Source organism: Halogeometricum sp. CBA1124, from assembly GCF_009741955.1.
GTDB classification, from domain to species: domain Archaea; phylum Halobacteriota; class Halobacteria; order Halobacteriales; family Haloferacaceae; genus Halogeometricum; species Halogeometricum rufum.
In genome coordinates this window covers 1-5518 of sequence record NZ_WPCD01000228.1, presented here as the reverse complement: position 1 = coordinate 5518, position 5518 = coordinate 1, and the positions used below count along the sequence as shown (strand labels likewise).

The following is a 5518-nucleotide window of genomic DNA, read 5'->3' as shown; positions in this document are numbered from 1 at the left end:
CGGCCGCCTCGCGTATCTCGCTGGCGAGGTGGGAGACGAACACCGCCGTCGCGACTGGTCGTCGAGGGCTTCGAGGATGCCGGCGATTATCGTCTTCGGCGACGACGTCGCGCCCGACGAGGCCGACGGCGACGCCGACTCCGCCGCCGTCTCGCCTCTCCGACCGAACACCAGCACCTGACTCCGACGATGTCGAATCCACTCACCCGTCTCCACCGAACGGTCGACCGCACCGACGACGACCAGACGCCCCGCTACGTCGCCCTCGGGAGCCAAGAGAGCGACGCCGTCCTCGACGCCCTCGGGTCGGCCACCAGCCGGCGCATCTATCGGCGGATACTCGAAGCGCCCGCCACGTCCTCCGCCGTCGCCGACGCCGTGGGCACGTCCGTCCAGAACGCCGCCCACCACGTCTCGAACCTCGAAGACGCCGGCCTCATCGAACCCGTCGGGTCGCGCTACTCCGAGAAGGGGCGGGAGATGACCGTCTGGGGCGCCGCCGACAGTTGCGTCGTCCTCGGCGCCGAGGAGGAACGGGCGCGCGATTCGCTCGCCGACGACGTGGGGCGCTCGCGGTTCTCGCGGTGGCGACGGTGGTCGTCCGCGCCGCCGTGGCGGCGGTGCGGTCCGCGACTCCGCCCGCCGGAGGACCGCTGGTTCCGTCGAGTCCGGGCACGGGTGCGCCGCCGGCCGGACCCGTCGAGACGCTCCTCGCCGTCACGGAACCGGGGGCGCTCGTCTTCGTCGCGGGTCTGCTCGTCCTCCTCGGCGTTCGCCTCTGGCGTCGCAAGTCGTGAGGGCGACGATAGCCACGACGGGGAGCGTCGTGACGGCGGTGACGGCAGTGACAGTTGCGACGACGGTGATAGTCGCGACGGCGGTCAGTCGGCGGGCGTCGCCGGCGCGTCGTTCGCGTCCGCCTCGTCGGTCCGTTCGCTGAGCCGCCGGATGCGCTCGGGAATCGGCGGGTGCGAGTAGTGGAACGCGGCGTACCACGGGTGCGGGAACGGGTTGCTCAGGTTCTCTCCGGCCAGCGTCGTCAGGGCTCGCGTCATCGACTCGGACTCGCCCATCGTCCGCGCGGCGAAGTCGTCCGCCTCGCGTTCGTGCGCCAGCGAGAGCCGGTTGGTGAGGGGCGCGAGCAGCGACAGCACCGGGCCGGCGTAGAGCAGTCCGACGGCGAGGGCGGCGTACGTCACCGTCGGGAGTCCGAACGCCGCGTACACCCACTGCGAGGCGGTGACCCACCAGAGGAAGGCGAACACGACGCCCATCTGGACCGCCGACGCGCCGAGTTGCTTCCAGATGTGACCGCGCTTCCAGTGGGCGAGTTCGTGCGCCAGCACCGCCTGCACCGACTCGCGGTCCATCTGCTCGACCAGCGTGTCGAACAGGACGACGCGCTTCGTCTCGCCGAAGCCGACGAAGTAGGCGTTCGAGTGCGAGGAGCGCCGACTCGCGTCCATCTCGTACACCTGTTCGCACTCGAACCCCGCGCGGTCGAACACGTCCTCGACGGCCTCACGGAGCGGTCCCGACTCGACGGGGTCGAAGTCGTTGAACAGGGGCGCGACGAAGCGCGGATAGACGACCATCATCAGGAGCGAGAAGCCGACGACGACGACCCACCCGGCGACGGGCCACAGCGTCGGGAGGGCGTCGACGACGGCGAGGACGACGCCGCCCACGACGCCCGAGAGGACGACGGTGACGAGGAGTCCGACGACGAGGTCCCGGAGCCAGAGTCCGGGCGTCTGGTTGTTGAAGCCGAACCGCTCCTCTACGACGAACGTCTCGTAGAGGTCGAACGGCGCGCCGAGGAGACGGACGAGCACCACCGCGCCGACGAGGAGGACGACGCCCTGCAGCACCGTCGGCAGGCCCGTCTCGACCAGCAGTCCGACGACGTCGCCGAACAGGCCCGAGAGGACGACGGCGAGGACGCCGAGGACGCCGAGCCACGACTGCGCGCGCGACAGTACCGTCTTCGCACGCTGGTACGCCAGCATCCGGTCGGGCGAGTCGACCCCCAACTGCTCGCGGACCCACGCCTCCGACTCGCGGACCGCGCGAGCGCCGTGTCTGAGGTTCAACGCGTCCAGTCCGCTGAAGAGGAGTTCCGTCCCCGTCAGGAGGACGACCAGCGAGAGTGCGGCGAGCGACACCATGTCGGGGGGATAGGCGTCGTACCGGTTAAACGCCGCGCCGCCGTGGCGTGGTCGGGCACCGTCGACGCCCTGCACCGCCGACGGTCGTCCGACCGCGCGACCCGACCGAAACGTTCGTCCGACGGGAGTCCGACGTGGTCGTGTGACAGATTCGCCCGTCGAAGCCGTCCTGTTCGACCTCGACGACACGCTCGTCCGGTACCGCCGGTCGACGGCGACGGTGCTGTCCGAGGCGTTCGAGGCGTGCGGGGTGGACCCGCTGTTCCCCGTCGACGCCTACTACGACCGGTTCGACGAGTTCGCCGACTGGGACACGCCGATGGCCGAACTCCGCCGGAACTGCTTCGCCGCCATCTGCGAGGCGCGCGGTCACGACCCCGACGTGGGGCGACGGGTCGCCGACGCCTTCGCGGCGTCGCGTGACCACCGGAACGTCGAACTGCTCCCGGAGGCCGAACGCGTCCTCCGAACGCTCGCGGACCGCTACCGCGTCGGCGTCGTCACCAACGGCCCGAAGGACGCGCAGTCGCAGAAAGTCGACGCCAGCGGCGTCGGTGACATCGTCGAGACGGTGGTGTACGCGGCGCACGAGACGGAACCGAAGCCCGACCCGGAACCGTTCCGCGTCGCGCTCGACCGACTCGACACCGCGCCCGAACGCGCCGTCCACGTCGGGAACTCCGTCGAGTCCGACGTGCGCGGGGCCGCCGCCGCGGGTCTGCGCTCGGTGTGGATTCCGGCGTCGCCCCCGGACGCCGACGCGGCGACGGCGAGCGCCGACTACCGACTTGACGGGTTGGCGGGACTACTCCCGCCGCCGTGGTGAGACGCGGCCGACCGGCGGCCGTTCGACCGACGCCGAACCCGTCCCGTCGCGTTCGCGACGCTCGAAGACGACGCGGCCCTCGGGCAGCGACACCTCGGCCACCTCGTATCCCGCTCGAAGCCACGCCCGCGAGTGCGGGTGCGACGACTCGTCGTTCGTCCACCAGCGCTGCCACCGCCGCGCCTCGGTCGGGAGGTGGCCGTCGAGGACGACTTCCAGGTCCGCGAACGTCCGCTCGATTCGGTCGTGTTCGTGGTCCGCGAGGTAGGCGCGCAGTTCGGCGAACTCGTCGGCCTCGGCGTCGTCGGCCGGGGCGTCCACCGGCCGCTCCGAGCGTTCGGCGCGGTCCGCAGTCCCGCACTCGGTCGGTTCCGGTCGCTCCAGCGGCGTCGAGGGCTCGGTCTTCTCGGCACGCTCGCTCGCCTCCGGACGCTCCGTCGTCGACCGGGCCGACCCCGTCCGTTCCGCTTCGGGCGCGGCGGGGACGAACTCCGACTCCGCCCCGTCGACGGACGGACGGGGCGTCGACGGGTCGGCGTCGGTCGTCGGTGACCCGGCGTCGGTCGTCCGCGCCTCTCTCTCGGTCGTTCGCGCCTCCGTCTCGGCCGCCGGGCGTTCGGCCCCTCGGCTGGCGTCTCGGCCTCGGCCGCCGGGCGTTCGGTCCGTTCCGGCGGCGCCTCCGTCGTCGACGCGGCCGTCTCGGCCTCGGACGCCGCGGTATCGGCGGTTCCGTTCCCCTTGTTCCAGGCGGGGTCGAGCGCCGTCACCAGGTCGTCTTTGATGATGCGGCGGAGCGCCCGGTTCTCCTCTTCGGTGCCGCCGAAGTCGTCCGTCGCGTGCAGGTGCAGCGACACACGGTCGCCCGCGCGGGCGGCGTGGAAGATGGCCGTGTTCAGTCGGCAGTTGGTCTGCTGGCCGCCCGCGAAGCAGTTCGCCGGGGAGATGCGGCCGTAGCCGTTGGCGAACTGCTCGTAGAGGTCCTTCGTCTCGCCGACGTAGACGACGTCGTCCTCGACGGCGATGGCGTAGACGCCGGGGCAGTGCGTCCCGTCGTCGGGGACGCCGAACGAGCAGAACGGCCCCCAGCCGTAGTCGTGGACGGCCTTCTCGTCGCGCCTGTCGTAGTCGGACTGCGGGACGTGCACGTCGACGACTCCCCTGTCGGTCCGGTCGGGTTCGACGTCGCAGACCCGACCGAACGCGTACCCACTCAGTTCCATGGGTGGCCTCTCGGCGGGAGCGACAAAAGCTTTCAGAACAGATTACAGTCTCTGATAACCGAACGAGGTGTGCGGACGGCTCGGCGTCGGTCCGCGGCGGCGACGCCGCGTCAGTCCTCGTGAATCGCCGTGACGGTGCCGACGCCCTTCGAACTCCCCTCGCGGAAGACGAACCGCTGGCCCTCCTCGACGAGGTACGGGCGGAACTTGAACTCCACCGTCGCCTCCCCCGTGTCGCCGGGGAGAAGTTGGCCGCCGTCGGGGTGGAAGACCACCGCCTCGCTCACGGTTTCGAGGTGGACGACCGGTTCGTAGCCGTCCCGGATGCGGGTCGGGTGGTTCAGCACCATCACGTCCGCCTCGAACGACCGCACGGGTGTGGGGTCGGCGTCCGCGGGGAGCAGCACCATCCCGCGCTCTATCTCCGACTCCTTGACGCCTTTCAGGGCGATGCCGACGATGCGGCCCGTCTTCGCCCGATCCACGCGGTGGTAGTGCATCTCGATGGAGCGCACCTCCACCTCGCGGAACGACCCGTCGGCCATCGGGCCGACGAGGAGTTCGTCGCCCGCCTCGACGCTGCCGGAGTTGACGGTTCCGGAGGCGACGGCGCCGACGCCGGTGACCGAGTACGTCCGGTCGATGTACATCCGGAAGTCCTCGCGGGCGTCGGCGGTGGTCTTCGGCAGGCGCTGGAAGAACGCGTCCAACTGGTCGAGGCCCTCCATCGTCACCGCACTGGTCCGGAGGACGGGGACCACCGAGGGGCTTATCTCCTCGACGGCCGCCTCGACGCCGTGGCGTTCGACGCGGAGGGGGGTGCGTTCGACGTCGCGCAGGAGGCGTTCGACCTCGCGTTCGACCTCCTGCACCCGGTCCTCGCTCACGGCGTCCACCTTCGTGATGGCGACGACGGTGGGCAGTTCCATCGCCAGGAGGATGCCGAGGTGTTCGCGCGTCGTCTTCGTCGGGCCGTCGTCCGCCGCGACGACGAGGAGGCCGTAGTCGAGTCGCTGGCCGACGAGGCCGCGAATCGTCGTTCTGAGCCACGGTTCGTGACCGACGGTGTCGACGAAGGAGACGAGGCGGTCGGACTCCTGGACGACGCGGGCGCGGTCGGACTTGCGGTGGGGGTTGCGGAGGTGGACCGGGCCGTCGTCGCCGAAGCCGTAGACGGCGTACGAGAGGTCCGCCGAGAGGCCGCGTTCGACCTCGTGCGGTTGCACGTCGAGGAAGCCGCGCGTGCTCCCCTCGCCGTTGTCGGCCTGTCCGGTGACGAGAGAGCCGACGAGCGTGGACTTGCC

Annotated in this window: 6 protein-coding genes; 3 read left to right on the top strand and 3 right to left on the bottom strand. The window is 71.0% G+C overall.

All coding sequences use genetic code 11. The annotated features are described in order from the left end of the window. Together GJ632_RS18945 and GJ632_RS18940 are read left to right on the top strand one after the other, a co-directional pair. A partial coding sequence (locus GJ632_RS18945) for a hypothetical protein (RefSeq protein WP_231751684.1) occupies positions 1-181 on the top strand: 181 nt, incomplete at its 5' end. 8 nt (positions 182-189) lie between these two features. Then, on the top strand, positions 190-978 hold the full coding sequence (locus GJ632_RS18940; RefSeq protein WP_191453745.1) for a helix-turn-helix domain-containing protein: 789 nt from the start codon (positions 190-192) through the stop codon (positions 976-978). Here GJ632_RS18940 and GJ632_RS18935 read toward each other — a convergent pair. After that, positions 882-2168 carry a M48 family metallopeptidase gene (locus tag GJ632_RS18935; RefSeq protein WP_191453748.1) on the bottom strand — a complete coding sequence of 429 codons (1287 nt, stop codon included), beginning with the start codon at positions 2166-2168 and terminating at the stop codon, positions 882-884. The two genes, GJ632_RS18940 and GJ632_RS18935, sit on opposite strands and share 97 nt — an antisense overlap. A gap of 142 nt (positions 2169-2310) precedes the next feature. On the opposite strand from GJ632_RS18935, the gene GJ632_RS18930 reads away from it, so the two are divergent. After that, on the top strand, positions 2311-2994 hold the full coding sequence (locus GJ632_RS18930) for an HAD family hydrolase (protein ID WP_343161261.1): 684 nt from the start codon (positions 2311-2313) through the stop codon (positions 2992-2994). On the opposite strand, the gene GJ632_RS24310 is transcribed toward GJ632_RS18930, so the two are convergent. After that, complete coding sequence (locus GJ632_RS24310; RefSeq protein ID WP_231751683.1) at positions 2949-4214, bottom strand: GIY-YIG nuclease family protein; 1266 nt, start codon at positions 4212-4214, stop codon at positions 2949-2951. The two genes, GJ632_RS18930 and GJ632_RS24310, sit on opposite strands and share 46 nt — an antisense overlap. Positions 4215-4324: 110 nt before the next feature. Continuing rightward, positions 4325-5518: GTPBP1 family GTP-binding protein (locus GJ632_RS18920; RefSeq protein WP_191453744.1), on the bottom strand; the 1194-nt coding region annotated here is incomplete at its 5' end.

Excerpts from the sequence above, each read along its gene's own strand:
- GJ632_RS24310 (WP_231751683.1), bottom strand. The coding sequence starts at position 4,214 with ATGGAACTGAGTGGGTACGCGTTCGGTCGGGTCTGCGACGTCGAACCC.
- GJ632_RS18940 (WP_191453745.1), top strand. The coding sequence starts at position 190 with ATGTCGAATCCACTCACCCGTCTCCACCGAACGGTCGACCGCACCGAC.
- GJ632_RS18935 (WP_191453748.1), bottom strand. The coding sequence starts at position 2,168 with ATGGTGTCGCTCGCCGCACTCTCGCTGGTCGTCCTCCTGACGGGGACG.